32 protein-coding genes are annotated in these 25444 nt (G+C 71.1%); 29 read left to right on the plus strand and 3 right to left on the minus strand.

Annotated elements, in window-relative coordinates; genetic code table 11:
* Window positions 1–284: 284 nt before the first annotated feature.
* The 22 genes from rplN (at window position 285) to ppk2 (ending at window position 14543) form a co-directional block, all read left to right on the plus strand.
* Window positions 285–653 (plus strand): 50S ribosomal protein L14, encoded by a 369-nt coding sequence (gene rplN / locus KW076_RS05515; RefSeq protein WP_224356584.1) that lies wholly within the window; start codon window positions 285–287, stop codon window positions 651–653.
* Window positions 654–657: 4 nt separating this feature from the next.
* On the plus strand, window positions 658–999 hold the full coding sequence (gene rplX / locus KW076_RS05520) for a 50S ribosomal protein L24 (protein ID WP_224356585.1): 342 nt from the start codon (window positions 658–660) through the stop codon (window positions 997–999).
* Window positions 999–1574, plus strand: a complete 576-nt coding sequence (rplE, locus tag KW076_RS05525) for a 50S ribosomal protein L5 (protein WP_224356586.1) — start codon at window positions 999–1001, stop codon at window positions 1572–1574. Before rplX ends, rplE begins: the two co-directional genes overlap by 1 nt.
* A gap of 72 nt (window positions 1575–1646) precedes the next feature.
* Entirely contained in the window at window positions 1647–2045 is a 399-nt protein-coding gene (rpsH, locus tag KW076_RS05530; protein ID WP_224356587.1) for a 30S ribosomal protein S8, read from the plus strand.
* Between the two features lie 30 nt (window positions 2046–2075).
* Window positions 2076–2609, plus strand: coding sequence for a 50S ribosomal protein L6 (gene rplF, locus KW076_RS05535; protein ID WP_224356588.1), 534 nt, complete (start codon window positions 2076–2078; stop codon window positions 2607–2609).
* Window positions 2609–2983: a 50S ribosomal protein L18 gene (gene rplR / locus KW076_RS05540; protein WP_224356589.1), complete on the plus strand. Its 375-nt coding sequence runs from the start codon at window positions 2609–2611 to the stop codon at window positions 2981–2983. Before rplF ends, rplR begins: the two co-directional genes overlap by 1 nt.
* Window positions 2980–3729: a 30S ribosomal protein S5 gene (rpsE, locus tag KW076_RS05545; RefSeq protein ID WP_224356590.1), complete on the plus strand. Its 750-nt coding sequence runs from the start codon at window positions 2980–2982 to the stop codon at window positions 3727–3729. The genes rplR and rpsE overlap by 4 nt, the downstream gene beginning before the upstream one ends.
* A 3-nt stretch (window positions 3730–3732) precedes the next feature.
* Window positions 3733–3957 carry a 50S ribosomal protein L30 gene (gene rpmD, locus KW076_RS05550; protein WP_224356591.1) on the plus strand — a complete coding sequence of 75 codons (225 nt, stop codon included), beginning with the start codon at window positions 3733–3735 and terminating at the stop codon, window positions 3955–3957.
* Window positions 3950–4402, plus strand: coding sequence for a 50S ribosomal protein L15 (gene rplO, locus KW076_RS05555; RefSeq protein WP_224356592.1), 453 nt, complete (start codon window positions 3950–3952; stop codon window positions 4400–4402). Before rpmD ends, rplO begins: the two co-directional genes overlap by 8 nt.
* 164 nt (window positions 4403–4566) lie before the next feature.
* Window positions 4567–5874 (plus strand): preprotein translocase subunit SecY, encoded by a 1308-nt coding sequence (gene secY / locus KW076_RS05560; protein WP_224356593.1) that lies wholly within the window; start codon window positions 4567–4569, stop codon window positions 5872–5874.
* Window positions 5875–5906: 32 nt separating this feature from the next.
* The gene (locus KW076_RS05565; protein WP_224356594.1) at window positions 5907–6524 is read left to right on the plus strand and encodes an adenylate kinase; all 618 of its coding nucleotides are present in this window, start codon (window positions 5907–5909) and stop codon (window positions 6522–6524) included.
* Window positions 6525–6529: 5 nt separating this feature from the next.
* Entirely contained in the window at window positions 6530–7372 is an 843-nt protein-coding gene (map, locus tag KW076_RS05570) for a type I methionyl aminopeptidase (RefSeq protein ID WP_224356595.1), read from the plus strand.
* Window positions 7373–7576: 204 nt separating this feature from the next.
* A complete protein-coding gene (infA, locus tag KW076_RS05575; protein WP_224356596.1) occupies window positions 7577–7798 on the plus strand; it encodes a translation initiation factor IF-1 in 222 nt (73 codons plus the stop codon).
* A gap of 37 nt (window positions 7799–7835) precedes the next feature.
* Window positions 7836–7949 carry a 50S ribosomal protein L36 gene (rpmJ, locus tag KW076_RS05580; RefSeq protein WP_010145295.1) on the plus strand — a complete coding sequence of 38 codons (114 nt, stop codon included), beginning with the start codon at window positions 7836–7838 and terminating at the stop codon, window positions 7947–7949.
* Window positions 7950–8214: 265 nt separating this feature from the next.
* Window positions 8215–8583, plus strand: a complete 369-nt coding sequence (rpsM, locus tag KW076_RS05585) for a 30S ribosomal protein S13 (RefSeq protein ID WP_224356597.1) — start codon at window positions 8215–8217, stop codon at window positions 8581–8583.
* 85 nt (window positions 8584–8668) lie between these two features.
* On the plus strand, window positions 8669–9070 hold the full coding sequence (gene rpsK / locus KW076_RS05590; RefSeq protein ID WP_135028737.1) for a 30S ribosomal protein S11: 402 nt from the start codon (window positions 8669–8671) through the stop codon (window positions 9068–9070).
* Window positions 9071–9198: 128 nt separating this feature from the next.
* Window positions 9199–10194: a DNA-directed RNA polymerase subunit alpha gene (locus KW076_RS05595; protein WP_224356598.1), complete on the plus strand. Its 996-nt coding sequence runs from the start codon at window positions 9199–9201 to the stop codon at window positions 10192–10194.
* 71 nt (window positions 10195–10265) lie between these two features.
* Window positions 10266–10997, plus strand: a complete 732-nt coding sequence (gene rplQ, locus KW076_RS05600) for a 50S ribosomal protein L17, sunset domain variant (protein WP_224356599.1) — start codon at window positions 10266–10268, stop codon at window positions 10995–10997.
* Between the two features lie 143 nt (window positions 10998–11140).
* Window positions 11141–12073, plus strand: a complete 933-nt coding sequence (truA, locus tag KW076_RS05605) for a tRNA pseudouridine(38-40) synthase TruA (protein ID WP_224356600.1) — start codon at window positions 11141–11143, stop codon at window positions 12071–12073.
* A 264-nt stretch (window positions 12074–12337) separates the two neighbouring features.
* Window positions 12338–12781 (plus strand): 50S ribosomal protein L13, encoded by a 444-nt coding sequence (gene rplM, locus KW076_RS05610; RefSeq protein WP_224356601.1) that lies wholly within the window; start codon window positions 12338–12340, stop codon window positions 12779–12781.
* Window positions 12782–12821: 40 nt separating this feature from the next.
* The gene (rpsI, locus tag KW076_RS05615; RefSeq protein ID WP_224356602.1) at window positions 12822–13310 is read left to right on the plus strand and encodes a 30S ribosomal protein S9; all 489 of its coding nucleotides are present in this window, start codon (window positions 12822–12824) and stop codon (window positions 13308–13310) included.
* A gap of 279 nt (window positions 13311–13589) precedes the next feature.
* Entirely contained in the window at window positions 13590–14543 is a 954-nt protein-coding gene (gene ppk2 / locus KW076_RS05620; RefSeq protein ID WP_224356791.1) for a polyphosphate kinase 2, read from the plus strand.
* Window positions 14544–14636: 93 nt separating this feature from the next.
* On the opposite strand, the gene KW076_RS05625 is transcribed toward ppk2, so the two are convergent.
* Window positions 14637–15443: a peptidoglycan recognition protein family protein gene (locus KW076_RS05625; protein ID WP_224356603.1), complete on the minus strand. Its 807-nt coding sequence runs from the start codon at window positions 15441–15443 to the stop codon at window positions 14637–14639.
* Window positions 15444–15632: 189 nt separating this feature from the next.
* Here KW076_RS05625 and glmM point away from each other — a divergent pair, with 189 nt between their 5' ends.
* Both glmM and KW076_RS05635 read left to right on the plus strand, forming a co-directional pair.
* Complete coding sequence (glmM, locus tag KW076_RS05630) at window positions 15633–16988, plus strand: phosphoglucosamine mutase (RefSeq protein ID WP_224356604.1); 1356 nt, start codon at window positions 15633–15635, stop codon at window positions 16986–16988.
* A 4-nt stretch (window positions 16989–16992) separates the two neighbouring features.
* On the plus strand, window positions 16993–17175 hold the full coding sequence (locus tag KW076_RS05635; protein ID WP_224356605.1) for a hypothetical protein: 183 nt from the start codon (window positions 16993–16995) through the stop codon (window positions 17173–17175).
* A 94-nt stretch (window positions 17176–17269) separates the two neighbouring features.
* Here KW076_RS05635 and mscL read toward each other — a convergent pair whose 3' ends face one another.
* On the minus strand, window positions 17270–17677 hold the full coding sequence (gene mscL, locus KW076_RS05640) for a large conductance mechanosensitive channel protein MscL (RefSeq protein WP_224356606.1): 408 nt from the start codon (window positions 17675–17677) through the stop codon (window positions 17270–17272).
* Between the two features lie 83 nt (window positions 17678–17760).
* Window positions 17761–18774, minus strand: coding sequence for a type I pantothenate kinase (gene coaA, locus KW076_RS05645; protein WP_434084360.1), 1014 nt, complete (start codon window positions 18772–18774; stop codon window positions 17761–17763).
* A gap of 119 nt (window positions 18775–18893) precedes the next feature.
* Here coaA and galE point away from each other — a divergent pair, with 119 nt between their 5' ends.
* From galE to KW076_RS05670, 5 genes are all read left to right on the plus strand, one after another.
* On the plus strand, window positions 18894–19937 hold the full coding sequence (gene galE / locus KW076_RS05650) for a UDP-glucose 4-epimerase GalE (protein WP_224356607.1): 1044 nt from the start codon (window positions 18894–18896) through the stop codon (window positions 19935–19937).
* 89 nt (window positions 19938–20026) lie between these two features.
* Window positions 20027–21898 carry a glutamine--fructose-6-phosphate transaminase (isomerizing) gene (gene glmS / locus KW076_RS05655; RefSeq protein WP_224356608.1) on the plus strand — a complete coding sequence of 624 codons (1872 nt, stop codon included), beginning with the start codon at window positions 20027–20029 and terminating at the stop codon, window positions 21896–21898.
* Between the two features lie 213 nt (window positions 21899–22111).
* A complete protein-coding gene (glgX, locus tag KW076_RS05660; RefSeq protein ID WP_224356609.1) occupies window positions 22112–24247 on the plus strand; it encodes a glycogen debranching protein GlgX in 2136 nt (711 codons plus the stop codon).
* Window positions 24244–25053: a hypothetical protein gene (locus tag KW076_RS05665; RefSeq protein WP_224356610.1), complete on the plus strand. Its 810-nt coding sequence runs from the start codon at window positions 24244–24246 to the stop codon at window positions 25051–25053. Before glgX ends, KW076_RS05665 begins: the two co-directional genes overlap by 4 nt.
* On the plus strand, window positions 25050–25412 hold the full coding sequence (locus KW076_RS05670; protein ID WP_224356611.1) for a holo-ACP synthase: 363 nt from the start codon (window positions 25050–25052) through the stop codon (window positions 25410–25412). Before KW076_RS05665 ends, KW076_RS05670 begins: the two co-directional genes overlap by 4 nt.
* Window positions 25413–25444 lie beyond the last annotated feature (32 nt).

The following is a 25444-nucleotide window of genomic DNA, read 5'->3' on the forward strand; positions in this document are numbered from 1 at the left end:
GGCGGCCTTCTGCGCTACCATTGGCTGTTCGTGCGCCCTTTGTTGGCAGGACCATCCATCCTGTGTGCCGAGGGAAGCGCACGACCGTCCCGGATCCGCCTCGGCCCTGCCCTGCGCGCCGATCCGCCCAAAGACCCCGCCGCTGTCTGAACATGCGGCGGAGGACTGCGCGGTGGAGGAGCACGCCCAGGGGGAGGGGTAAGCGTCCCCGGGATGACCGTTTCAACCGTTCCGCAAGGCTCGCCCGACTCGGGGGAGAACCGGCGCGACGCAAGGAGATACAAGTGATCCAGCAGGAGTCGCGGCTCAAGGTCGCCGACAACACCGGTGCGAAGGAGATCCTGACCATCCGTGTTCTCGGTGGTTCCGGACGCCGTTACGCAGGCATCGGCGACACCATCGTCGCCACCGTGAAGGACGCCATCCCCGGCGGCAACGTCAAGAAGGGCGACGTCGTCAAGGCCGTGGTGGTCCGCACCCGCAAGCAGTCCCGTCGCCCCGATGGCTCGTACATCCGCTTCGACGAGAACGCGGCCGTCATCCTCAAGAACGACGGCGAGCCCCGTGGCACGCGCATCTTCGGCCCGGTGGGCCGCGAGCTGCGCGACAAGAAGTTCATGAAGATCGTGTCGCTCGCCCCGGAGGTGATCTGACCTCATGGCCAAGATCAAGAAGGACGACCTCGTCCAGGTCCTCTCTGGCAAGGACAAGGGCAAGCAGGGCAAGGTCCTGCGCGTGTTCCCGGCTGACGAGCGCGTGCTCGTCGAGGGCGTGAACCGCGTGACCAAGCACCTGCGCGCCGGCCAGAACAACAACGGCTCCACCGAGGGCGGCCTGCAGGTCGTCGAGGCCCCGATCCACATCTCGAACGTGGCCGTGGTGGACCCCGAGACCAAGAAGCCGACCCGCGTGGGCTACCGCTTCGAGACCGTCGAGAAGAACGGCGAGCAGGTCACCGTCAAGGTGCGCTTCGCCAAGGCCTCGGGGAAGGAGCTGTGATGACCGAGGTGCAGCAGACCGAGAAGGTCACGCCCCGTCTGAAGACCAAGTACCGCGAGGAGATCCGCGCCTCGCTGCAGGAGCAGTTCGAGTACGCGAACGTCATGCAGGTGCCCGGCCTGGTGAAGGTCGTCGTCAACATGGGCGTCGGCGAGGCCGCGAAGGATTCGAAGATCATCGACGGCGCCATCGCGGACCTCACCGCGATCACCGGCCAGAAGCCGATGGTCACCAAGGCCCGCAAGTCCATCGCGCAGTTCAAGCTGCGCGAGGGCATGCCGATCGGCACCCACGCCACCCTCCGTGGCGACCGCATGTGGGAGTTCCTGGACCGCCTCGTCACGCTCGCGCTGCCGCGCATCCGTGACTTCCGCGGCCTGTCCGACCGCCAGTTCGACGGCAACGGCAACTACACCTTCGGCCTGTCCGAGCAGACCGTGTTCCACGAGATCGACCAGGACAAGATCGATCGCGTGCGCGGCATGGACATCACCGTGGTGACGACCGCCAAGAACGACGACGAGGGCCGCGCGCTGCTGAAGGCGCTGGGCTTCCCGTTCAAGACCGACAAGTAAGACCTCCACGCCACAGGTCCCCCACCGGTGAACCGGTGCGGGAAACCACGGCGAGAAAGGGCGGAAGCCCACATGACCATGACCGATCCCGTCGCAGACATGCTCACCCGTCTGCGCAACGCAAACTCGGCCTACCACGACACCGTGTCCATGCCCTCCTCGAAGCTCAAGGTCCGCGTGGCCGAGATCCTCAAGGCCGAGGGCTACATCCAGGACTGGCGTGAAGAGGAGGCCGAGGTCGGCAAGAAGCTGACCATCGACCTCAAGTTCGGCCCGCAGCGTGAGCGCGCGATCGCCGGCCTGCGCCGCATCTCCAAGCCGGGCCTGCGCGTGTACGCGAAGTCCACGAACCTGCCCCACGTGCTGGGCGGCCTCGGCATCGCCATCCTGTCCACCTCCTCCGGTCTGCTCACGGACCGTCAGGCGTCCCAGAAGGGCGTGGGCGGAGAAGTCCTCGCCTACGTCTGGTGACGGACGAGACAGAAGAAAGGCTGAACTGACATGTCGCGAATCGGACGTCTCCCGATCACCGTTCCCAGCGGCGTCGATGTGACCATCGACGGCGCCCGCATCTCCGTGAAGGGCCCCAAGGGCCAGCTGGAGCACACGCTCCCGTCCCCCATCACGGCCACCCTCGAGGAGGGCCAGGTCATCGTGGCCCGCCCCGACGACGAGCGTGAGTCCCGCTCCCTGCACGGCCTGTCCCGCACCCTGATCAACAACATGGTGCTGGGCGTGACCGAGGGCTTCACCAAGGCCCTCGAGGTCGTCGGCACCGGCTACCGCGTGCAGGCCAAGGGCCAGGACCTCGAGTTCGCCCTGGGCTACTCCCATCCCGTGCCGGTGAAGTGCCCCGAGGGCATCTCCTTCACCGTCGAGGGCAACAAGGTCACCGTGGCCGGTATCGACAAGCAGAAGGTCGGCGAGACCGCCGCCAACATCCGCAAGCTGCGCAAGCCCGACCCGTACAAGGGCAAGGGCGTGCGCTACGCGGGCGAGCAGATCCGCCGCAAGGCCGGAAAGGCAGGTAAGTGATGTCCACGCTCAAGGTGAAGGGCAAGGGCAAGTTCAACGCCCGCACCCGCCGCCACCTCCGGGTGCGCAAGCGGATCTCCGGCACCGCCGTCCGTCCCCGTCTGGTCGTCAACCGCTCGGCACGCCACATGTTCGTGCAGGTCGTGGACGACACCCAGAGCCGCACGCTGGCGTACGCCTCCACCATGGAGGCCGACGTGCGCGCGTTCGACGGTGACAAGACCGCCAAGGCCAAGCGCGTGGGCGAGCTCGTCGCCGAGCGCGCGAAGGCCGCCGGCATCGAGGCCGTCGTGTTCGACCGCGGCGGCAACAAGTACCACGGTCGCGTCGCGGCCGTGGCCGACGGCGCCCGCGAGGGAGGGCTGCAGCTGTGACCGAGACCAACGATCAGAAGGACACCCAGGTGAGCGAGACCACCGAGACCACCGTGTCCGAGACCTCCGCGGGCTCGGCCGGCCAGTCCACCGAGCGCTCCGGCGGCCGTGGCGGTCGCGACGGCGGCCGTGGCGGCCGTGACGGGGATCGTCGTGGCGGCCGCCGCGACGACCGCAACCGTCGTGGCGCCCAGGAGGACGAGAAGGACGCGTTCCTCGAGCGCGTCGTCGCGATCAACCGCGTCTCCAAGGTCGTCAAGGGCGGCCGCCGCTTCTCCTTCACCGCCCTCGTGGTGGTGGGTGACGGCGACGGCACCGTCGGCGTCGGCTACGGCAAGGCCAAGGAGGTGCCCGCCGCGATCCAGAAGGCCGTGGAGGAGGCCAAGAAGTCCTTCTTCCGCGTGCCGCGCGTCGGCTCCACCATCCCGCACCTCGTGCAGGGTGAGGACGCCGCCGGCGTCGTGCTCCTGCGTCCGGCCTCCCCGGGTACCGGCGTGATCGCCGGCGGTCCGGTGCGCGCCGTCCTCGAGTGCGCCGGCATCCACGACGTGCTGTCCAAGTCCATGGGGTCCGCCAACGCGATCAACATCGTGCGCGGCACCGTGGACGCCCTGAAGCGTCTGGAGGAGCCCCAGGCCGTTGCCGCCCGCCGTGGCAAGGCCCTGGACGAGGTCGCCCCTCATGCGATGCTTCGCACGATGGAGAACGATCGCGCCTCCAAGGGCGCTCAGAAGGCAGGTGTGTGAGCCGTGCTGCAGACCACCCGTAAGAACATCCAGCCCTCGGACGCCACCCTGGTGATCACCCAGACCCGCGGCGTGACGGGGACCAAGCAGAACCAGCGCGACACCCTGCGCTCGCTCGGCCTCAAGCGGATCGGCCACCAGGTCACCCGCAAGGCCGACGCGGCGACCGTGGGCATGGTCAACACCGTGCCGCACCTGGTGTCCGTGGAGGAGGTCAACCATGGCTGAGAACGACGCCATCAAGGTCCACGACCTGCGTCCGGCCCCCGGTGCCAAGACCGCCAAGACCCGTGTGGGTCGCGGTGAGGGCTCCAAGGGCAAGACCGCCGGTCGCGGCACCAAGGGCACCAAGGCGCGCTACCAGGTGCGTGCCGGCTTCGAGGGCGGCCAGCTTCCGCTGCAGATGCGTCTGCCGAAGCTGCGCGGCTTCAAGAACCCGTTCCGCACGGAGTACCAGGTCGTGAACCTGGACAAGCTCTCCGAGATGTTCCCGGAGGGCGGCGAGGTGACCGTGGAGACCCTGGTGTCCAAGGGCCTCGTGCGCAAGAACCAGCCCGTGAAGGTGCTGGGCACCGGCGAGATCACCTCCGCCGTGCAGATGAAGGCCGACGCCTTCTCCGCCTCTGCGATCGAGAAGATCAAGGCCGCCGGCGGCTCCGCCGAGACCGTCTGATCGACTGATCGACACCACAGGGCCCCTGGCCCGGGCGAACGCCCGGACCAGGGGCCCTGGTGCGTGTGTGTAGACTCCGATGGCGGTCCCGTCTGCGCGGGGCCGTGTGCGTCGGCGTCCCCCGTGGGGGTGCCGCGCCTCGTCGACACCCTGCAGGAGGACATGTGTTCAAGGCCATCGCCCGGATCGTCCGGACGCAGGACCTGCGGCGGAAGATCCTCTTCACGCTGGCGCTGGTGGCCGTGTACCGCCTCGGCGCGTTCATCCCGGCGCCCGGCGTGGACTACGCCGCCGTCCGCCAGTGCCTGGCGGCGGGCTCCGCCCAGGGCGGGCTGTACTCGTTCGTGAACATGTTCTCCGGCGGTGCCCTGCTGCAGGTGTCGATCTTCGCGCTGGGGATCATGCCCTACATCACGGCGTCGATCATCGTGCAGCTGTTGCGCGTGGTGATCCCGCGCTTCGAGCAGCTCCACCAGGAGGGCCCGCAGGGGCAGGCCACCCTCACGCAGTACACGCGCTACCTCACCATCGCCCTGGCCGTGCTCCAGGGCACGACGATGGCCTCCCTCGCGCGCACCGGCGCCCTGCTGGGGTGCCGGGTCCCGCTGCTGCACGATCAGTCGATCGCCACGGTCCTGCTCGTCGTCGTCGTGCTCACCACCGGCTGCGTGATCGTCATGTGGCTGGGCGAGCGCATCACGGAGAACGGCATCGGCAACGGCATGTCCCTGCTGATCTTCGCGTCGATCGCCGCGGGCTTCCCGGCCGGCATCGGCCAGGTGCTCCAGACCCAGGGCTGGCGCACGTTCGCGATCGTCATGGTGGTGGGCCTGCTGACCATGCTGGCCGTCGTGTTCGTGGAGGAGTCCCAGCGGCGGATCCCGGTGCAGTACGCCAAGCGGCAGATCGGCACCCGCACCGTGGGCGGCACCAGCACCTTCATCCCGATCAAGGTGAACATGGCCAACGTGATCCCCGTGATCTTCGCGTCCTCGGTGCTGATGCTCCCGGGCATCCTCGCGCAGTTCAACACTCCGCAGGACGGGTCCGCCCCGCCCGCGTGGGTCTCCTTCCTGAGCACGTACTTCGTGGGCGGCGACCACCCGCTCTACATGGCCCTGTACCTGCTGATGATCATCGGCTTCACGTACTTCTACGTGTCGATCACCTTCAACCCGCAGGAGATCTCCGACAACATGAAGCGCTACGGCGGCTTCATCCCGGGCGTCCGCGCCGGGCGTCCCACGGAGCGCTACCTGCAGTACGTCATCAGCCGCATCACTCTCCCCGGCGCCCTCTATCTGGGTATCGTGGCCATGATCCCGCTGATCGCGTTCGTGCTGATCGGCGCGAACCAGAACTTCCCGTTCGGCGGCACCTCCATCCTGATCATGGTGGGCGTGGGCCTCCAGACGGTGAAGCAGATCAGCGCCCAGATGGAGCAGCGCCACTACGAGGGCCTGCTCCGCTGAGCGTCCGTCCGTTCGACAGTGAGGAACACACGATGACCCGCATGCTGCTGATGGGCCCCCCCGGCTCGGGCAAGGGAACCCAGGCCACCCGCATCGCCGACAAGCTGGGGATCGTCGCCGTCTCGACGGGCGACATCTTCCGCCACAACGTCAAGAACATGACGGAGCTCGGCAAGGAGGCCAAGCGCTACATGGACGCCGGCGACTTCGTCCCGGACGAGGTGACCAACCGCATGGTCGCCGACCGGCTCTCCCAGTCCGACGCCGAGACCGGCTTCCTCCTCGACGGCTACCCGCGCACCGCGGGTCAGGTCGACGCGCTCGACGCCATGCTGAAGGACACGGGCCAGGCGCTGTCCGCCGTCGTCGAGCTCGAGGTGCCGGACGCCGAGCTCGTGGCGCGCCTGCTCAAGCGTGCCGAGATCGAGGGCCGCGCGGACGACACCGAGGAGGTCATCCAGCACCGCCTGGACCTGTACCACCGCGAGACCGAGTCCGTGATCGAGTCCTACGCGGAGCGCGGCATCGTCGCCCGCGTGGACGGCACCGGCCAGATCGACGACGTCACGGAGCGCGTGCTGCAGTCGGTGTACTCCGTGCGCGCCGCGACCGGCACCCTGCCGATCATCACCCCGGACACCCAGGCCTGACGGGCGTGTTCTCCCGCCGCTCCATCGAGCTCAAGACCACCCCCCAGCTGCAGACCATGCAGCGCGCGGGCGTGGTCCTGTCCGAGGCCCTGGACGCCGCCGTCGCGGCCGCGGCCCCCGGGGTGACCACCGCCGAGGTCGACGCCGTCTTCGCGGACGTGCTGGCGCAGCACGGGGCCACGTCCAACTTCCTGGGCTACTACGGGTATCCGGCCACGGTCTGCGCGTCCGTCAACGAGGAGGTCGTCCACGGCATCCCCGGGGAGCGGGTGCTGCAGCAGGGCGACGTGCTGAAGATCGATGGCGGGGCCATCGTCGACGGGTGGCACTCGGACTCGGCCCGAACCCTCATCCTGGGCTCGTCTGAGGCGGGCACCGCGGACCCGGAGGACGAGCGACTCTCCGAGATCACCCGGCAGGCGCTCTGGGTCGGCATCGCCGCGTTCGCGCAGGCCCGCCACGTGGGAGAGATCGGCGACGCCGTCGACGACTTCGTGACCTCCCAGCCGGGTGCGCCGCTCGGCATCCTCGAGGACTACGTGGGCCACGGCATCGGCTCCGCCATGCATCTGGCGCCCGACGTGTTCAACTACCGCACCGGCCACCGCGGCCCGAAGGTGCAGCACGGCATGGCGCTGGCCATCGAGCCGATGCTCGTGCGCGGCGGCATCGAGACCCGCACCCTCGAGGACGAGTGGACCGTGGTGACCACGGACGGCGCCCGCGCCAGCCAGTGGGAGCACACCGTCTGCCGGCACCCCGGCGGCGTGTGGGTGCTCACCGCGCCCGACGGCGGCGCCGCGGAGCTCGCGGCCCACGGCGTCGTGCCGGTGCCCCCGGGGGAGTGACCCCGGCCCTCCCTCTGCGGGGGCCAGGACGGGCCGGGTGGTCGACCGCCCGGCCCGTCGTCGTCGGCGTTGCCCGGGCCGGGCTCTGTGGGGTATCATCGAACGTTGACCGTGCCTAGGCGCATGCGCGTGAGGCGCGGTCAGACCCGTTCCCGTCATGCGACACGCCTCCGCGCGCCGCATGGCACGACGATTGTGGAGGACATGGCTAAGAAGGAAGGTGTCATCGAGGTCGAGGGCACGGTCACCGAGGCATTGCCGAACGCGATGTTCCGTGTGCGCCTGCAGAACGAGCACGTCGTGCTCGCGACGATCTCCGGAAAGATGCGTCAGCACTACATCCGCATCCTCCCCGAGGACCGCGTGGTGGTGGAGCTTAGCCCCTACGACCTCAACCGAGGACGTATCGTCTACCGCTACAAGTAAGAATCATCCGTCCGAAGCGAACGCAGGAGGAAGAGCCGTGAAGGTTCAGCCGAGCGTGAAGCGGATTTGCGACAAGTGCCAGGTCGTGCGCCGTAAGGGCCGCGTGCTGGTGATCTGCGAGAACCCGCGCCACAAGCAGCGCCAGGGCTGATCGCGTCCCCGGGAGCCCGGGGGCCGACGCCGTGCGTTGACCACACCCATCACCGGCCACACGGCCGAACATCAAGGACAACGCGCCTGCGGGCGCGTGACCTCCGGTCGCAGGGGCCGGAGACCGATGACGGCACGTCGCCGCCGCGGAGCACCACCGGAACTTCCCCGGTGCCGCGGTCGGGGCGCGCGAGGCCCGAGGGCCGCGTCAGACGGGGCGTCCCTGGTGCAGACCCCTGCTGCAGAAGGAATCAGGAGGACGGCCCATGGCTCGTCTTGCAGGCGTTGACATTCCGCGCGAGAAGCGCGTGATCATCGCACTCACCTACATCTACGGTGTGGGGAAGACCCGCGCTGAGGAGACCCTGGCGGCGACCGGCATCGACCGGGACATCCGCGTGAAGGACCTCACCGACGATCAGCTGGTGCAGCTGCGCGACCACATCGAGGGCAGCTACAAGGTGGAGGGCGACCTCCGCCGCGAGGTCGCCGCCGACATCCGCCGCAAGGTGGAGATCGGCTCCTACGAGGGCCTGCGCCACCGCCGCGGCCTGCCGGTGCGCGGCCAGCGCACGAAGACCAACGCCCGTACCCGCAAGGGCCCGAAGAAGACGGTCGCCGGCAAGAAGAAGTGACCCGTCCCCGCGCTGAGCCCGGCCCACGCCGGAGGCCGCGCGGGACCCGTCGCTTCCACCACCAGCTTTCCCGGAGGAGAATCACATGCCCCCCAAGACCCGTTCTGCGGTCCGCAAGCCGCGTCGCAAGGACAAGAAGAACATCACCGTGGGTCAGGCCCACATCAAGAGCACCTTCAACAACACCATCGTGTCCATCACGGACACCACCGGTGCCGTCATCTCCTGGGCCTCGTCCGGCGAGGTGGGCTTCAAGGGCTCGCGCAAGTCGACCCCCTACGCCGCCCAGATGGCCGCCGAGCAGGCCGCCAAGCGCGCCCAGGAGCACGGCATGAAGAAGGTTGACGTCTTCGTGAAGGGCCCGGGCTCGGGCCGCGAGACCGCGATCCGCTCGCTGCAGGCCGCCGGCCTCGAGGTGGGGTCCATCCAGGACGTCACCCCGCAGGCGCACAACGGCGCCCGTCCGGCCAAGCGCCGCCGCGTCTGATCTGAGCACTGTGCCCGTGCCCTCCCGACCGGGAGGGCACGGGCAGGTCGTCCGTCGACCCCCATCCCGTCCTCGTTTCCACCCCCCGCGTGCGTCATATGGCGGACGCTCGCCGAAAGGAAATGTCCGTGCTCATTGCACAGCGCCCCACGCTGACCGAAGAGGTCGTGTCCGACCATCGCTCCCGGTTCGTCATCGAGCCCCTCGAGCCCGGCTTCGGCTACACCCTCGGCAACTCCCTGCGCCGCACTCTGCTGTCCTCCATCCCCGGTGCTGCCGTGACCAGCATCCGCGTGGACGGTGTGCTGCACGAGTTCAGCACCGTCAACGGCGTGAAGGAGGATGTCACCGAGATCATCCTCAACATCAAGAAGCTCTCCGTCTCCTCGGAGAACGACGAGCCCGTCGTCGCCTACCTGCGCAAGCAGGGCTCCGGCGTCGTCACCGCCGCGGACATCACGGCGCCGGCCGGCGTCGAGATCCACAACCCGGACCTGCACATCGCGACGCTGAACGCGAAGGGCAAGTTCGACATGGAGCTGACCGTCGAGCGCGGCCGCGGCTACGTCACCGCCGCGCAGAACAAGTCCGCGGACCAGGAGATCGGCCGCATCCCGGTCGACTCCATCTACTCGCCGGTGCTGAAGGTGACGTTCAAGGTCGAGGCGACCCGCGTCGAGCAGCGGACCGACTTCGACCGCCTGATCCTGGACGTGGAGACCAAGGAGTCGATGCTCCCGCGCGACGCCGTGGCCTCCGCAGGCTCCACCCTGGTGGAGCTCTTCGGCCTGGCCAAGGGCCTGAACGTCGAGGCCGAGGGCATCGACCTGGGCGAGGCCCCCGCCGAGGCGGACGGGTCCGCCGACCTGGCGCAGCCGATCGAGGACCTCGAGCTCACCGTGCGCTCGTACAACTGCCTCAAGCGCGAGGGCATCCACACCGTGGGCGAGCTCGTCGCGCGCTCCGAGGCCGACCTGATGGACATCCGCAACTTCGGCGCGAAGTCCATCGACGAGGTCAAGGAGAAGCTGTACGAGCTCGGCCTGTCCCTCAAGGACTCGCCGGCCGGCTTCGACCCGCAGGCGCACGCGAGCCAGGACGACGACCCGTTCTCGGACTTCTGAGCCGTACGCACCACTGACATCTTCGACCCGCCGCCGCAGCCGGCGGAGGGTCCCACCCGAGGAGTTACACCATGCCTACCCCCACCAAGGGTCCGCGCCTGGGCGGCAGCCCGGCCCACGAGCGCATCATGCTGGCCAACATGTCGGCCCAGCTGTTCGAGCACAAGTCGATCACGACCACGCTCACCCGCGCCAAGCGCCTGCGTCCCCACGCCGAGCGCCTGATCACCATCGCGAAGAAGGGCGACCTGCCCGCGCGTCGCAAGGTGCAGGGCATCATCGCGGCGAAGTCCCGCACGAACAAGTCGATCGTGCACGAGCTGTTCACCGTGATCGCCCCCGCCATGGCCGAGCGCAACGGCGGGTACACCCGCATCACCAAGATCGGCAACCGTCAGGGCGACAACGCGCCGATGGCCGTGATCGAGCTCGTCATGGAGCCCGTCTCCGGCAAGCAGGCCGTCGTCCGCGAGGCCGAGCAGGCCGCCGCCTCCGCTCCGGCCGCCGCGCCCGTCGAGGAGACCCCGGTCGAGGTCGTCGACCCGGCCGCCACCGAGGAGGTCACCGTCGCCGAGTCGGAGGAGACCGCCGCGGAGATCGACGGCGCCGTCGCCACCACCGAGGACGGCTCGGCCCCCGAGGGCGCGACCATCAAGGGCAACGCCAGCTCGAAGAAGTACCACGTGCCCGGCTCGCGCTGGTACGACCAGACCACCGCCGAGGTCTGGTTCTCCACCGTCGAGGAGGCCAAGGCGGCGGGCTTCGAGCCCGCCGGCGGCGAGGCCGCCCAGAAGATGGCCTGAGCCGGCTCCGGCGCCTCCGGGCGCCGGGACCCGCCGACGGTCGTCGGCACCGCACGAGCGGGCCGTCACCCCACGGGGTGGCGGCCCGCTCGCGTGCGTCCGGGCCCCGTTCGACGGCCGGCCCAGCGCCTAGCATGGTCGGCATGCCCGACGACGCCCTCCCCGCCGCCCCCGTGGAACCCCGCCCGGAGCCCACGACCGGCCTGCCGCGTGAGGGGGAGGTCCGGCTGCGCCTGGACCTGGCGTACGACGGCTCGGACTTCCGCGGCTGGGCTGCGCAGCCGGGCCTGGCCACCGTCCAGGGCGCGCTGGAGGGCGCCCTCGAGACGATCGTGCGGCGCCCCGTCCGCACCGTGGTGGCCGGCCGCACCGACGCCGGCGTCCACGCGCGCGGACAGGTGGTGCACTGCGACCTCACGGAGGCCGAGTGGTCGGCCCTGGCCCGCGGCCGCGCGGACGTGGACCCCGCGGACGCCCTGGTGCGTCGCCTCCAGGGCGTGCTGCGCCCGTGGCAGGGCGCCGTCGTCGTCCGCGGGGCCCGACGAGCGCCCGACGGGTTCGACGCCCGGTTCAGCGCGCTCTGGCGCGCGTACGAGTACCGGATCAGCGACCGGCCGGAGACCCGCGACCCGCTCGCCCGGCACGGCGTGCTCTGGCATGGCGCCCGCGTGGACGAGCGGCTGATGGCCGTGGAGGCCGGCGCGCTGCTGGGCCTGCACGACTTCCTGTCCTTCTGCCGCCCGCGCGAGGGGGCCACCACCGTCCGCGAGGTCCAGGACGCGGAGGTCGTCCGCACCCCGGACGGGCTGGTCCGGGTGCGGTTGCGGGCGGACGCGTTCTGCCACTCCATGGTGCGGACCATCGTGGGGGCGTTGCTCGAGGTGGGGGAGGGGCGGCGGACGCCCGGGTGGACGGCCGCCCGCGTGGCCGGCCCGGTGCGGGACTCGGCCGCCCGGCTCGCGCCGGCGCACGGGCTGACCCTTCTCGAGGTGGGCTACCCGGAGACCGGTGAGGAACTCCGGGCCCGCGCCGAGGGGACCCGCGCCCGGCGCGCCCCCCTCGCCGACCTCGGCTGAGGTCCGCGGGACGCTTTTGGCCCGGACCGGATGAGCCGGTATCATGGGTGGACGTTGCGCATGCCCGCACCCGGATGCGTCGTGCCGCGAGTGGCTCAGTTGCATGGCCTCGACTCGCGCCGCACCCCCGGGGCTCCTCGGGCCCGGCCGCCTTCCAGCCCTCACCTGGGGGACCGGCGCGCACGGAGAACTGAACGGCCGCCCGCCTCGGACTCACGACCCGGAGCCGGCGGCTGTGACCGAACCGAACTGAAGGCAGACAACGTGCGTACGTACACTCCCAAGCCTGGTGACGCCGACCGCCAGTGGCACATCATCGATGCCACGGACGTCGTCCTCGGCCGCCTGGCCACCCACACCGCCACCCTGCTGCGCGGCAAGCACAAGCCGACGTTCGCCCCCCACACGGACATGGGCGACTACGTCATCATCATTAACGCCGAGAAGGTGGCCCTCACCGGCGCCAAGCTCGAGAAGAAGCGCGCCTACCGCCACTCCGGCTACCCGGGTGGCCTGAAGTCCGAGTCCTACGCCGAGCTCCTCGAGAAGAACCCGGTGCGCGCCGTCGAGAAGGCCGTCAAGGGCATGCTCCCCAAGAACTCCCTCGCGGCCCAGCAGCTGACCAAGCTGAAGGTGTACCGCGGTGCCGAGCACCCCCACGCGGCCCAGAAGCCCGCCACCTTCGAGATCGGCCAGGTCGCCCAGTGACCCTCGTGGTCGCCTGAGCAGACCTCTTCCAAGGAGAGACATGAGCATCAACCAGAACGACGACGTGGAGCTGACGAGCTACACCTCCGAGTCCACCGCCGCCTCGGAGACCGCCGCCGTCTCCGAGCGTCCGGCCCTGACCGTGCCGGGTTCCGCCGTGGGCCGCCGCAAGGAGGCTGTCGCCCGCGTCCGCCTCGTGCCGGGCTCCGGCCAGTGGTCCGTGAACGGCCGCACCCTGGAGAACTACTTCCCGAACAAGCTGCACCAGCAGGAGGTCAACGACCCCTTCACGCTGCTGGAGCTCAACGGCGCCTACGACGTGATCGCCCGCATCCACGGCGGCGGCCCGTCCGGCCAGGCCGGCGCGCTGCGCCTGGGCATCTCCCGCGCCCTGAACGAGATCGACCGCGAGCACAACCGCCCGGCCCTCAAGAAGGCCGGCTTCCTCACCCGCGACGCCCGCGTGATCGAGCGCAAGAAGGCCGGCCTCAAGAAGGCCCGCAAGGCCTCGCAGTTCTCGAAGCGCTGATCCGGCGCCGACCGGCCCGCCGGTCGCGAGACGAGCCCCGTGCGCCCTCCTTTCGGAGGGGCACGGGGCTCCCTGCGTTCCGGGGCGCGCAGCCCGCGGAACGGGGCCCGGGGATCGGCCGCGCGTCCTCCGGCGGCGTAGACTGACGGGGTCCGGCGACGCCGCCGGGCCGGGCCGCACGCCCACACCGGTGAGCGGTCCGTCGCACCGCGACCTCAGGAGACGCCCGTGGCTGAGAACACGACGACGCCCCCCACCGACCCCTCCGCCGACGGCGTCCTGGCCGGCGAGCACCCGCTCGAGAGCGGCCGGCGCGAACAGCCGTTCGCCGTCACGGAGGACTACGCCGCCGAGGTCGACGAGATCCGCGAGCTGGGGCGCACGCTCCACGGCGACTCCCTCCCGAGCCCCGACCCCACCGCCTGGCGCGAGGGCTACCCCTACAAGACCAAGCTGAGCCGCAAGACCTACGAGCGCCGCAAGCGCGAGCTGCAGATCGAGCTGCTCAAGATGCAGCTCTGGGTCAAGGAGACCGGCCAGAAGGTGCTCATCATCTTCGAGGGCCGCGACGCCGCCGGCAAGGGCGGCGCCATCAAGCGCTTCAACGAGCACATGAACCCCCGCGGCGCCCGCACCGTGGCCCTCGAGAAGCCCACCGAGGCCGAGGCCTCGCAGTGGTACTTCCAGCGGTACATCCAGCATCTGCCCTCCGGCGGCGAGATCGTCATGTTCGACCGCTCCTGGTACAACCGGGCCGGCGTGGAGCGGGTCATGGGCTACTGCACCCCGCAGCAGTACCTGGAGTTCATGCGCGAGACCCCGGAGCTGGAGCGGATGCTCTCCAACTCGGGCATCCACATCATCAAGTTCTGGTTCTCCGTGTCCCGCCGCGAGCAGCTCAACCGCTTCGCCGCCCGCGAGACGGATCCGGTGCGCCGCTGGAAGCTCTCGCCCACAGACCTGGCCTCGCTGGACAAGTGGGACGACTACACGAACGCCAAGGAGGCCATGTTCTTTTACACGCACACGGCGGACGCCCCGTGGACCGTGGTGAAGTCGAACGACAAGAAGCGCGCCCGCCTGGAGGCCATGCGCCACGTCCTGTACACCCTGCCGTACCCGAACAAGGACGAGCGCATCGTGCACCTGCCGGACCCGCAGATCTGCGCGTCCGCCGACGTCCTCTCCGAGATCGACGAGGCGGACGGCGGCTCCTTCCCGCGCGTCCGCTGAGCCGCCGGCCGGCCGTCCGGTCGCCCGGACCACGAGGCGCCCCACTCCCGGACCGGGAAGGGGCGCCTCGTCGTCCCTCGGGCGCGGGGCCCGTCAGGACCTCTTCTGGAAGTCCTCGTAGTTCTCCACGTTGATCTTGGCGTCGTCCAGGAGGTTGTCCGCGCCGAAGCCCTCGGTGATCTGGTACTCGCCGGTCTCGAGGGAGCGCTTGACGTCCTCACGGAGGATCGGGAGCTTGGCGTAAAAGGCGTCGCCGCAGCAGCTCGTCTTCACGACGTCGCGGTGGCCGATGATCCGCGACGGCGGCAGCTCGTACTGCTGGCAGATGAAGGCGGAGAGCTTCACGAGGCCCGCGTAGAGGGACTGCGGGGGCGGGCTGACCATGTAGAAGCCCTCGCACTCGATGCCCACCGCGTAGGCGTTGAAGCCCAGGGCATGGACGCCGAGGATGAACGTCTCCCCGCCCTGCAGCGCGTAGAGGGAGCCGTGGCGGCCCTCCATCGCGAACCCGCCGCGCGACATGGTGAACTGCTGGCCGGAGTCGCCCCACTGCTGGTTGATGTGCTGGTTCTGCACGCGCTGGGCCAGGGCGATGGCCGCGTCCCGCGAGCCGTCCGTCACGTTGGGCGTCGTGGTGTGGTGGATCACCAGGTAGGACGGCTTCTCGTAGAGCGTCTGCTGCCAGTTCTCCGGGATGCGCGCGCCCCAGTCGATGGTGGAGAGGATCTCCGGCTCCGGCAGGCGCGGGCCCGTCGAGGCCGCGGAGCCGTCCGCCGAGGTGCTCTGCGCGGCGTCGCCGCCGGTGCCGCAGCCGGCGACCGTGCCGGCGATCGCGAGCCCGGCGCCGCCGAGGACGGCGCGGCGCGGCCACGACGAGGAGAGGATCTGGTGATCGGGCATGGAGGAGGGGTCCTTCGGGTCGGGTCGGGGGCCACGGGCTGCCGCGCCGGATCGCCGGTGCGGGCCGCTCGCCGAGGCTCCCCCGGGGTGATCCTACCGCGCGGCCCCCACGGATCGTGACCGGATCGCGACGTCGGGGAGGGCGGGTCGGGACGTCCACGCTGACGCGTGCTCGTACACTCGGGGATCATGTCGAGATTGTTCGGAACCGACGGCGTCCGTGGCCTGGCCAACGACGTCCTCACAGTGGAACTGTCCGTCCAGCTGGCCCAGGCGGCCGCTCCGGTGCTGGGCGCGGACGCGCTCGCGGCGGGTCGCCGACCGGTGGCGGTCGTCGCCCGTGACCCCCGCATCAGCGGCCAGTTCATCGCGGCCGCGGTGATCGCCGGGCTCGCGTCGTCGGGCGTGGACGTCCACGACGCCGGCGTGGTGCCCACGCCGGCCGCCGCGTTCCTCGTGGGGGACCTGGACGCGGACTTCGGCGTGATGATCTCCGCCTCGCACAACCCCGCCCCGGACAACGGCATCAAGTTCCTCGCGCGCGGCGGTGAGAAGCTCACCGACGAGCAGGAGGACGAGATCATCCAGCACCTCGAGTCGGAGCATCCGCTGCGCCCGACCGGGGCCGAGGTCGGCCGGGTCCGGACCTTCTCCGACGCGGAGGACCGCTACGTGGTCCACCTCCTGCAGACGCTGCCCCACCGTCTGGACGGGCTCACCGTGGTGCTGGACTGCGCCCACGGCGCCGCCTCCGGCTGCTCCCCGGACGCGTTCCGTGACGCCGGTGCGCAGGTGATCGTGATCGGCGCCGAGCCGGACGGCCTGAACATCAACGAGGGCGTCGGCTCCACACACCTGGAGAAGCTCCAGGCGGCCGTGAAGGAGCACGGCGCCGACCTGGGCATCGCCCACGACGGCGACGCCGACCGCTGCCTGGCCGTGGACGAGCTCGGCGAGGTCGTGGACGGCGACCAGATCATGGGCATCATGGCGCTCGCCCTGAAGGACCGCGGGCAGCTCAAGGAGGACACCCTCGTGGTGACCGTCATGTCCAACCTCGGGCTGAAGCTCGCCATGCGCGGGGCCGGCATCGAGCTCGTGGAGACCCAGGTCGGCGACCGCTACGTCCTGGCCGGCATGCGCCTGGGGGAGTACTCCCTGGGCGGCGAGCAGTCCGGCCACGTGATCTTCGCCGACCACGCCACCACCGGCGACGGTGTCCTCACCGGCCTGCAGATCGCCGCCCGCGTGGCGGAGACCGGCACGCCGCTCTCCCAACTGGCGGCCGTGATGACCCGCCTGCCGCAGGTGCTCGTCAACGTCCGCGGCGTGGACAAGTCCCGCGCCGCCGAGGACGCCGCCGTGCAGTCGGCCGTCCGGGAGGCCGAGGCACGCCTGGGCGAGACCGGCCGTGTGCTGCTGCGCCCGTCCGGGACCGAGCCCGTGGTGCGCGTCATGGTGGAGGCCCCCGACGAGGAGACCGCCCGCCGCGAGGCCGAGGCCCTGGCCGAGGTCGTCCAGCGCGAGCTGCGCCTCCACGACTGACGCCGTGAGCCCCCGTCGCGACCCCGGCCGACTGCGCCCGCTCGCGGGCCCGGCGGCGCTGCTCGCGGCGCTGTGGGTGGCCGCCTGGCTCGCCGTGTCCGTGCCGGTGTGCGACCGCGGCGGACCCGCGGACTGGCTCCCGTGCGTGGACCCGGGCCGGTCCGTCCCGGCGCCCGGCGCGCCCTGACCGGCGGCCGGGGCGCGCCGGGCCCGGCACGACGACGAGGGCCCCGGTCCGCCTCCTGGGGAGGCGGGCCGGGGCCCTTCAGGTTGACGGGGGATCAGACGCGCGGGGCGCCGTTCTGACGCGCGAGCAGGTCGCGGATCTCGGTCAGCACGGCGACGTCCGGAGCGACCTCGTCCTCGGCCGGGGTGATGCCGAGGCGGCGGTTGCGGCGCTCGATCATCGTGTTCATCGGCAGCACGATGCAGAAGTACACGGCGGCGGCGATGAGCAGGAAGTTGACGATGGCGGTCAGCACGACGCCGAACTTCACGTCCACGCCGTTGAGGTTGAGCACGAGCCAGCTGTCGAAGCTCGGCGCCTTGAACAGCGCCGCGATGAGCGGCATCAGCACCGAGTCGACGAGGGCGGTGACGACCTTGCCGAAGGCGGCGCCGATGACGACGGCGACCGCCAGGTCGACGACGTTGCCCTTCATGATGAAATCCTTGAATCCCTGAAGCATTGGCCCAGTCTAGGGAACATTCGACGGGACACGTATTCCGGGAGGGGTGTCCACCGGTGGGGTCGGTCACACCGGCGTCCGGCTCACACCTTCCGCATCAGGACCCGGGTCACCTCGTGCTGCCGGTTCTTCGTCAGCACCAGCCGGGCGCGCCCGCGCGTGGGCTGCACGTTCTGGGCCAGGTTCGGCCCGTTGATGCGGTCCCAGATGGACCGGGCGGTCTCCCGGGCCTCCTCGTCGGACAGGGAGGCGTACCGGTGGAAGAAGGCGTCGGGGTCGCGGAACGCGCTCGAGCGCAGACCCATGAACCGCTCCACGTACCAGTCCCGGATCCAGTCGGCCCGTGCGTCCACGTAGACGGAGAAGTCGAAGAAGTCCGACACGCTCAGCCCCGGGGTGCCGTCCGCCCGGAGGAGCGGCGGGGCCAGGACGTTCAGGCCCTCGACGATGAGCACGTCCGGCCGGTGCACGACCTGGCGCCGCTCCGGGACGATGTCGTAGGTGACATGCGAGTAGACCGGCGCGCTCACCTCGGCCGCGCCCGACTTCACGTCCGCCATGAACCGCAGCAGCGCCCGGCGGTCGTAGGACTCGGGGAAGCCCTTGCGGTCCATGATCCCGCGCTCCTGGAGCACGGCGTTGGGATGCAGGAAGCCGTCCGTGGTGATCAGTTCCACCCGCGGGGTGGACGGCCAGCGGCGCAGCATCTCCTGGAGCACGCGCGCGGTCGTGGACTTGCCGACGGCCACCGAGCCGGCCACGCCGATCACGTAGGGGGTGCGGCCCGTGCGCTCCCCGAGGAACTCGTTGGTGGCCCGCCGCAGCGCGCCGGCCGCCTCGACGTGGATGCCCAGCAGGCGCGAGAGGGGCAGGTACACCTCGGCGACCTCGCGGAGGGAGAGGGTCTCCCCGAGCCCGCGCAGCCGCTCGACGTCGTCCTGGTCGAACGGCTGGTCCAGCTGGTCCGCCAGGCGCGCCCACGTCTGCCGCTCCAGCTCCACGAAGGGGCTCAGGTGGGGATCGCCGGCGGAGGCGGGGCCGGGCGCGTCGGCCGGGGCGGTGGGGGCGCCGCCGCCCCCGTCTCGGGTGTCCTTCACCGGTCCATCATGGCAGGCCCGGGGCCGGCGGCCGGCCACCGCGTCCCGCCGACCGGCCAGGACGACGGCGCAGGGGGGGGGGGGGGGGGGGGGCGCGTCCGCCCGCATAGGATCGGGGCATGCGTGCTCTCGTGACCGGCGGCGCCGGGTATCTCGGCTCCCACACCGTGACGACCCTCCTCGACGCGGGTCACGACGTGCTGGTGCTGGACAGCCTGGCCGGCGCCGGGCGTGCGGGGCTCGAGCGCGCGGCGGAGGTCTGCGGCGTGGGGCTCGGGGGCGCGCGCCTGCGCCTGGTCGTGGCGGACATCCGCCGCCCGGAGGACTGGGCCGACGAGGTCGTCGCCTGGGCCCCCGACACCGTGGTCCACTTCGCGGGCCTGAAGTCGCCGACCGAGTCGATGGCCTCGCCCGCCGAGTACTACAGCGTGAACGTCGGCGGCACCGCCCACGTGGCCGAGGCCGCCGTGCGCGCCGGCGCCCGGACCCTGCTGTTCTCCTCGTCCGCGACCGTGTACGGCGACCGGGCGCCCGTGCCGGTCGCCGAGTCCGCGCCGATCGACCCCGTCAGCCCCTACGGCCGCTCCAAGGCCATGGCCGAGCAGGTCCTGACCGACGTCCACGCCGCCTCGCCGGGACTGTCCGTCGCGTCCCTGCGCTACTTCAACCCGGTGGGCGCCCACCCCTCCGGCCGCATGGGCGAGGACCCGCAGGGCACCCCGGCGAACCTGATGCCCTTCGTCTCCCGGGTGGCCTCCGGCGCCTACCCCGAGCTCACGGTCTTCGGCGCGGACTTCGCCACCCGGGACGGCAGCGCCGTCCGCGACTTCATCCACGTCATGGACCTGGCCGAGGCGCACGTGGCCGCCCTCGAGTGGATGGCGGCCCGCCCCTCCGAGGAGGCCGGGGTGCGGGTGTGGAACATCGGCCGCGGGGAGGGGGTCACCGTGTTCGAGATGGTGCGCGCCTTCGAGGAGGTCACCGGCCGCCCGGTGCCGTTCACCGTGGGGGGCCGCCGCGCGGGGGACATCGCCGAGTCCTGCGCCGACGTCGGCGCCGTCGCCCGCGACGTGGGCTGGCGGGCCCGTCGCGACGTGCGGGAGATGGTGCGCGACCTCTGGGCCTGGCAGCAGGCCGAGCAGGAGGGCGACGGCGGCCCCTGAGCCCGCGCCCGCGGGCCGTCCCCCTGCGGCGGCGGGGTCCCCTGTCCGCCCGCGGCGGATGCGCACGGGCACCCGGTATCCTCATGCGCATGTGTGGAATCGTCGGATACATCGGGCAGCCGTCCTCGACCCGTGAGCACGATGCTCTCGAGGTCCTCATGGAGGGGCTGCGCCGCCTCGAATACCGTGGATACGACTCCGCGGGCGTCGCCGTCGTCGCCGACGGCGAGCTGTACCACCGCAAGAAGGCGGGCAAGCTCGCCAACCTGGCGGCCGAGCTTGAGGCCGAGCCGGTGCCGTCCGCGCAGGTGGGCATCGGCCACACCCGCTGGGCCACCCATGGCGGCCCGACCGACGTCAACGCCCACCCGCACGTCGCGGACGAGGGCCGCCTGGCCCTGATCCACAACGGCATCATCGAGAACTACGCCGAGCTGCGCGCCGAGCTGCTGGAGAAGGGCGTCACCTTCCTCTCCGAGACCGACACCGAGGTGGCCGCCCACCTGCTGGCCGACGTCTACCGCGGCGCCGGCGAGGGCGACCTCACCCGGACCATGCAGTTGGCCTCCCAGCGCCTCGAGGGCGCCTTCACGCTGCTCGCCGTCCACGTGGACCACCCGGACCGCGTGGTGGCCTCCCGCCGCAACTCCCCGCTCGTCGTCGGCGTGGGGGAGGGCGAGAACTTCCTCGGCTCCGACGTCTCCGGCTTCATCGATTTCACCAAGGAGGCGATCGAGCTCGAGCAGGACCAGGTGGTGACGATCACCGCCGACGCCGTCGAGATCACCGACTTCCAGGGCGCCCCCGCGCAGGGCAAGGCCTTCACCGTGGACTGGGACGCCTCCGCCGCGGAGAAGGGCGGCTTCGACACCTTCATGGAGAAGGAGATCCACGACCAGCCGCAGGCCGTGCAGGACACCCTGCTGGGCCGCACCGACGCCACCGGCGCGCTGGTCCTGGACGAGCTGCGCATCGACCCGGAGGAGCTCAAGGCGGTCCGCAAGATCATCGTGCTGGCGTGCGGCACCTCCGCCTACGCGGGCACCGTGGCCAAGTACGCCATCGAGCACTGGTGCCGCATCCCCGTGGAGGTCGAGCTCTCCCACGAGTTCCGCTACCGCGACCCGATCATCGACGACCACACCCTCGTGGTGTCCATCTCCCAGTCCGGCGAGACCATGGACACCCTGATGGCCGTGCGCTACGCCAAGGAGCAGGGCGCCCGCACCCTGTCCATCTGCAACACCAACGGGTCCACCATCCCGCGCGAGTCCGACGCCGTGCTCTACACGCACGCCGGCCCGGAGATCGCCGTGGCCTCCACCAAGGCGTTCCTGGCGCAGATCACCGCCGCTTACCTGCTGGGCCTGTACCTGGCGCAGCTGAACAAGAAGCTGTTCACCGGCCAGATCAAGGACATCCTGGCCGACCTGGCGGAGATCCCCGGCAAGATCCAGGAGATCTTGGACTCCTCCACGCCGGTCCGCGAGCTCGCCCGCTCCATGGCCGACACCTCCTCCGTGCTGTTCCTGGGCCGCAACGTCGGCTTCCCGGTGGCCATGGAGGGCGCCCTGAAGCTCAAGGAGCTGGCCTACATCCACGCCGAGGGCTTCGCGGCGGGCGAGCTCAAGCACGGGCCCATCGCCCTGATCGACGAGGGCCAGGCCGTGTTCGTGGTCATGCCCTCCCCGCTGGACCGCCACTCGCTCCACGCGAAGGTCGTCTCCAACATCCAGGAGGTCCGCGCCCGCGGCGCCCGCACCTTCGTGGTGGCGGAGCGCGGCGACGAGGCCGTGCGCGACCATGCCGAGGTCGTGTTCGAGGTCCCGGAGACCCAGCCCGTGCTGATGCCGCTGCTGACCACCGTGCCGCTGCAGATCTTCGCCCTCGAGCTGGCCTCGGCCAAGGGCTACGACGTGGACCAGCCGCGCAACCTCGCCAAGTCCGTCACCGTGGAGTGACCTCGCCCTGACGAGCGACGACGACGCCCCCGCCGGGAACGACGGGGGCGTCGCCGCGTCCGGGGCGGTGCCGGACCCGGTGCGGCCGAGGGCTCTCCTCCACGGGCGCGGCGGCGTCGGCTGAGCCGAGGGGCGGCCGGGCTCCGCGCACTAGACTCGGGGTGAGTGCGTGCCGGATCCGGCGCGCCCCCCGAGACTTCCGGAGAGGCCTTCATGCACACAGTGGACATCGGACAGCCGTACCCCCTGGGGGCCACGGTGGACGAGGCCGGCACGAACTTCGCCGTCGCCGTGGGCAGGGAGGTCGAGGCCGTCGAGCTGTGCCTGATCGCCGAGGACGGATCCGAGGAGCGCATCCCGGTCACCGAGCGGCACGACACCACCTGGCACGTGCACGTGGCCGGGATCGGCGGCGGCCAGCGCTACGGCTGGCGCGTCCACGGCCCCTGGGACCCGGCGCGGGGCCTGTGGCACAACCCCCACAAGCTCCTCGCGGACCCCTACGCCCGCGCGTTCACCGGGGACTACGCCTGGGGGCAGCAGCACTTCTCCTACGCCTTCGACGAGCCCGACCGCATGGACACCGCCGACAGCCGCGGCACGTCCATGGTCGGCGTCGTCGTCGACGACGACTTCGACTGGGGCGACGACGCGCCGCCGCAGCGGCTGCTCACGGACACCGTCGTCTACGAGACGCACGTGAAGGGCCTCACCGCCCTGCACCCGGACGTGCCGGAGGAGCTGCGCGGCACCTACGCCGGCGTGGCCCACCCGTCCGTGCTCGAGCACCTGACGTCCCTGGGCGTGACGGCCGTGGAGCTGATGCCCGTGCATCAGTTCGTCAACGACTCGATCCTCCAGGAGAAGGGGCTGTCCAACTACTGGGGCTACAACAGCCTCGGCTACCTCGCGCCCCACGCGGCGTACTCCTCAGCCGACACCGTCGGCGGCCAGGTCCACGAGTTCAAGCAGATGGTCAAGGACCTCCACGCCGCCGGGCTGGAGGTCATCCTCGACGTGGTCTACAACCACACCGCCGAGGGCAACGACAAGGGCCCCCTGCTGAGCTTCCGGGGCTTCGACAACGCCGGGTACTACCACCTGGTCGAGGGCGACGAGCGCCACTACATGGACTACACGGGCACCGGGAACTCGGTGGACCTGTCCAGCCCGAAGGCCCTCCAGCTCGTCATGGACTCCCTGCGCTACTGGGTGACCGAGATGCACGTGGACGGCTTCCGGTTCGACCTGGCCACCACGCTCACCCGCGTGGAGGGCGAGCAGGGCCCCGACATGTTCTCCGGGTTCTTCGACGTCGTCCGTCAGGACCCGGTGCTGCGCACCGTCAAGCTCATCGCGGAGCCGTGGGACGTGGGCTGGGGCGGCTACCAGGTCGGCAACTTCCCGGGCATCTGGAGCGAGTGGAACGGCATGTACCGGGACACCGTGCGCGACTTCTGGCGGGGCGAGCCCGGCACCCTGGGCGAGTTCGCCACCCGGCTGACCGGCTCGGCCGACCTCTACGAGGGCGACGGGCGCAACCCGGGCGCCTCCGTGAACTTCGTGACGGCGCACGACGGGTTCACCCTGCGCGACCTCGTCTCCTACAACGAGAAGCACAACCACGCCAACGGCGAGGACAACAACGACGGCGACTCCCATAACCGCTCCTGGAACTGCGGCGTCGAGGGCGAGACGGACGACCCGGAGGTGCTGACGCTCCGCGCCCGCCAGCAGCGCAACTTCCTCACCACCCTCATGGTCAGCGAGGGCGTGCCCATGCTGAGCCACGGCGACGAGCTGGGGCGCACCCAGAAGGGCAACAACAACGTCTACTGCCAGGACAACGAGCTCTCCTGGATCGACTGGAGCACGCGGGACGACGCGCTGATCGCCTTCACCCGGGACGTGATCGCCCTGCGCCGGGACCACGCGGTGTTCCGCCGTCGCCAGCACTTCGACGGCCGGCCCGCCGAGCGCGACGTCGAGGCGCCGCTGCCCGACATCGTGTGGCTCGAGCCGGACGCGACCGCCAAGACGGAGGCGGACTGGGGCGCGGAGGCGCGCTCGATCGCCTTCTACCTCAACGGCCACGACCTCCAGCGCCGCGAGGGCGAGCCGGACGAGGCGTTCCGCGACTTCTACGTCCTGATGAACGCCTGGTGGGAGCCCGTGCCGTACACCCTGCCCGGCCCGCTGTTCCCGGGGGAGTGGGAGATCGTCGTGGACACGTCCTCGCACGTGGCCCCGGCCGGCACCCGCCCCCACGTGGTGGCGGGGGAGGTCATCGAGGTCCCGGGCCGCTCGACGATGATCCTGCGGGAGGTCGTGCGGCAGGAGCAGGGGTGAGCCGCCCCGCCGGGTCCGCGCCGGCTGTCGACGGCGACGCCCAGGCCGCGCCGCGCGGCCCCCAGGCCGGGCGTCGCGTCCAGGCGGACCGGGGGCGGGGCCGCCGACGGCGCCGGATCCTGGGCGCTGTCCTGGCGGCCGCCGCCCTCGTGCTCGCCGCGGCGTTCGGCCCCGGGCTGATGCGCGCCGCGGACATGACGCTGCACCCCCGCCCGGACGACCCGCCCCGGGTGGACGCGCTGCTGGTGCTCTACAGTCAGCCCGCGGTCTACGACGCCGCCCTGGAGCTGCTGGACCGCGGCGTCGCCGACCGGGTGTTCGTCTCCGCGCACCTCGGCCCGGACGGGTTCGAGAAGTTCTGCGGCACCCCGGCCCAGCGCGACCCCCGCACCCGGGGCGTCGAGGTCGAGTGCTTCTCCCCGGACCCCGTCACCACCCAGGGCGAGGTCATGTTCGCCGCGGACCGCATGCGTGCCCTCGGGCTGCGCCGGCTGGGGGTGCTGACCTTCGACCAGCACCTCGAGCGCGCCCGCCTGCTGGCCGAGCGGTGCCTCCCCGCCGCGGACGGCAGCGTCTCCATGTACCGGTTCGACGGCGGCTACACCGGCGCCGAGAAGGTGCGCCAGGACGTCTACGGCACGGCGGCCTTCGCCAAGGTCGCCCTGACCACGGACTGCTCCGGCGAGCTCCCGGACGTCCTGCAGTGGCCGCTGGACCTGGTCAAGCGGACGGCCGGCATGCCGGTCGGGGCCGTCGCGGAGTCGGCCGCCGGCGTCGGCCGCGCGGGCGCGGGGGTGCGGCCGTGATCGTCGGGATCGGCGTGGACGTGGTGGACGTCCCCCGCTTCGAGCGGCAGCTGGCGCGCACGCCCGCCCTGCGGGAGCGGCTGTTCACGGAGGAGGAGCGGGACCTGTCCCTGCGCTCCCTCGCCGCCCGGTTCGCCGCGAAGGAGGCGATCGCCAAGGCCCTGGGGGCACCGCCGGGCATGATGTGGCACCACTGCAGCATCCCGCGCCCCGCGCACGGGGACGGACGGCCCGAGGTCCGGCTGACGGACTCCGTCCGGGACCGGGCCGACGAACTGGGCGTCACCCACTGGCACCTGTCCCTGAGCCACGACGGCGACGTGGCGGTGGCGTACGTCGTCGCCGAGCGCCACGACTGAGGCCCGGCCGGGCCGGAGCGGGAGGAGCACCT

It is taken from the genome of Micrococcus porci, assembly GCF_020097155.1.
In the GTDB taxonomy this organism is placed as follows: domain Bacteria; phylum Actinomycetota; class Actinomycetes; order Actinomycetales; family Micrococcaceae; genus Micrococcus; species Micrococcus porci.

Excerpts from the sequence above, each read along its gene's own strand:
- rpsI (WP_224356602.1), top strand. The coding sequence starts at position 12,822 with ATGAGCATCAACCAGAACGACGACGTGGAGCTGACGAGCTACACCTCC.
- rplE (WP_224356586.1), top strand. The coding sequence starts at position 999 with ATGACCGAGGTGCAGCAGACCGAGAAGGTCACGCCCCGTCTGAAGACC.
- rplR (WP_224356589.1), top strand. The coding sequence starts at position 2,609 with ATGTCCACGCTCAAGGTGAAGGGCAAGGGCAAGTTCAACGCCCGCACC.
- rplO (WP_224356592.1), top strand. The coding sequence starts at position 3,950 with ATGGCTGAGAACGACGCCATCAAGGTCCACGACCTGCGTCCGGCCCCC.
- rplQ (WP_224356599.1), top strand. The coding sequence starts at position 10,266 with ATGCCTACCCCCACCAAGGGTCCGCGCCTGGGCGGCAGCCCGGCCCAC.
- mscL (WP_224356606.1), bottom strand. The coding sequence starts at position 17,677 with ATGCTTCAGGGATTCAAGGATTTCATCATGAAGGGCAACGTCGTCGAC.
- glmS (WP_224356608.1), top strand. The coding sequence starts at position 20,027 with ATGTGTGGAATCGTCGGATACATCGGGCAGCCGTCCTCGACCCGTGAG.
- rplX (WP_224356585.1), top strand. The coding sequence starts at position 658 with ATGGCCAAGATCAAGAAGGACGACCTCGTCCAGGTCCTCTCTGGCAAG.
- rpsK (WP_135028737.1), top strand. The coding sequence starts at position 8,669 with ATGCCCCCCAAGACCCGTTCTGCGGTCCGCAAGCCGCGTCGCAAGGAC.
- KW076_RS05565 (WP_224356594.1), top strand. The coding sequence starts at position 5,907 with ATGACCCGCATGCTGCTGATGGGCCCCCCCGGCTCGGGCAAGGGAACC.
- truA (WP_224356600.1), top strand. The coding sequence starts at position 11,141 with ATGCCCGACGACGCCCTCCCCGCCGCCCCCGTGGAACCCCGCCCGGAG.
- rpsM (WP_224356597.1), top strand. The coding sequence starts at position 8,215 with ATGGCTCGTCTTGCAGGCGTTGACATTCCGCGCGAGAAGCGCGTGATC.
- KW076_RS05625 (WP_224356603.1), bottom strand. The coding sequence starts at position 15,443 with ATGCCCGATCACCAGATCCTCTCCTCGTCGTGGCCGCGCCGCGCCGTC.
- glmM (WP_224356604.1), top strand. The coding sequence starts at position 15,633 with ATGTCGAGATTGTTCGGAACCGACGGCGTCCGTGGCCTGGCCAACGAC.
- infA (WP_224356596.1), top strand. The coding sequence starts at position 7,577 with ATGGCTAAGAAGGAAGGTGTCATCGAGGTCGAGGGCACGGTCACCGAG.
- galE (WP_224356607.1), top strand. The coding sequence starts at position 18,894 with ATGCGTGCTCTCGTGACCGGCGGCGCCGGGTATCTCGGCTCCCACACC.
- rplF (WP_224356588.1), top strand. The coding sequence starts at position 2,076 with ATGTCGCGAATCGGACGTCTCCCGATCACCGTTCCCAGCGGCGTCGAT.
- glgX (WP_224356609.1), top strand. The coding sequence starts at position 22,112 with ATGCACACAGTGGACATCGGACAGCCGTACCCCCTGGGGGCCACGGTG.
- rpsH (WP_224356587.1), top strand. The coding sequence starts at position 1,647 with ATGACCATGACCGATCCCGTCGCAGACATGCTCACCCGTCTGCGCAAC.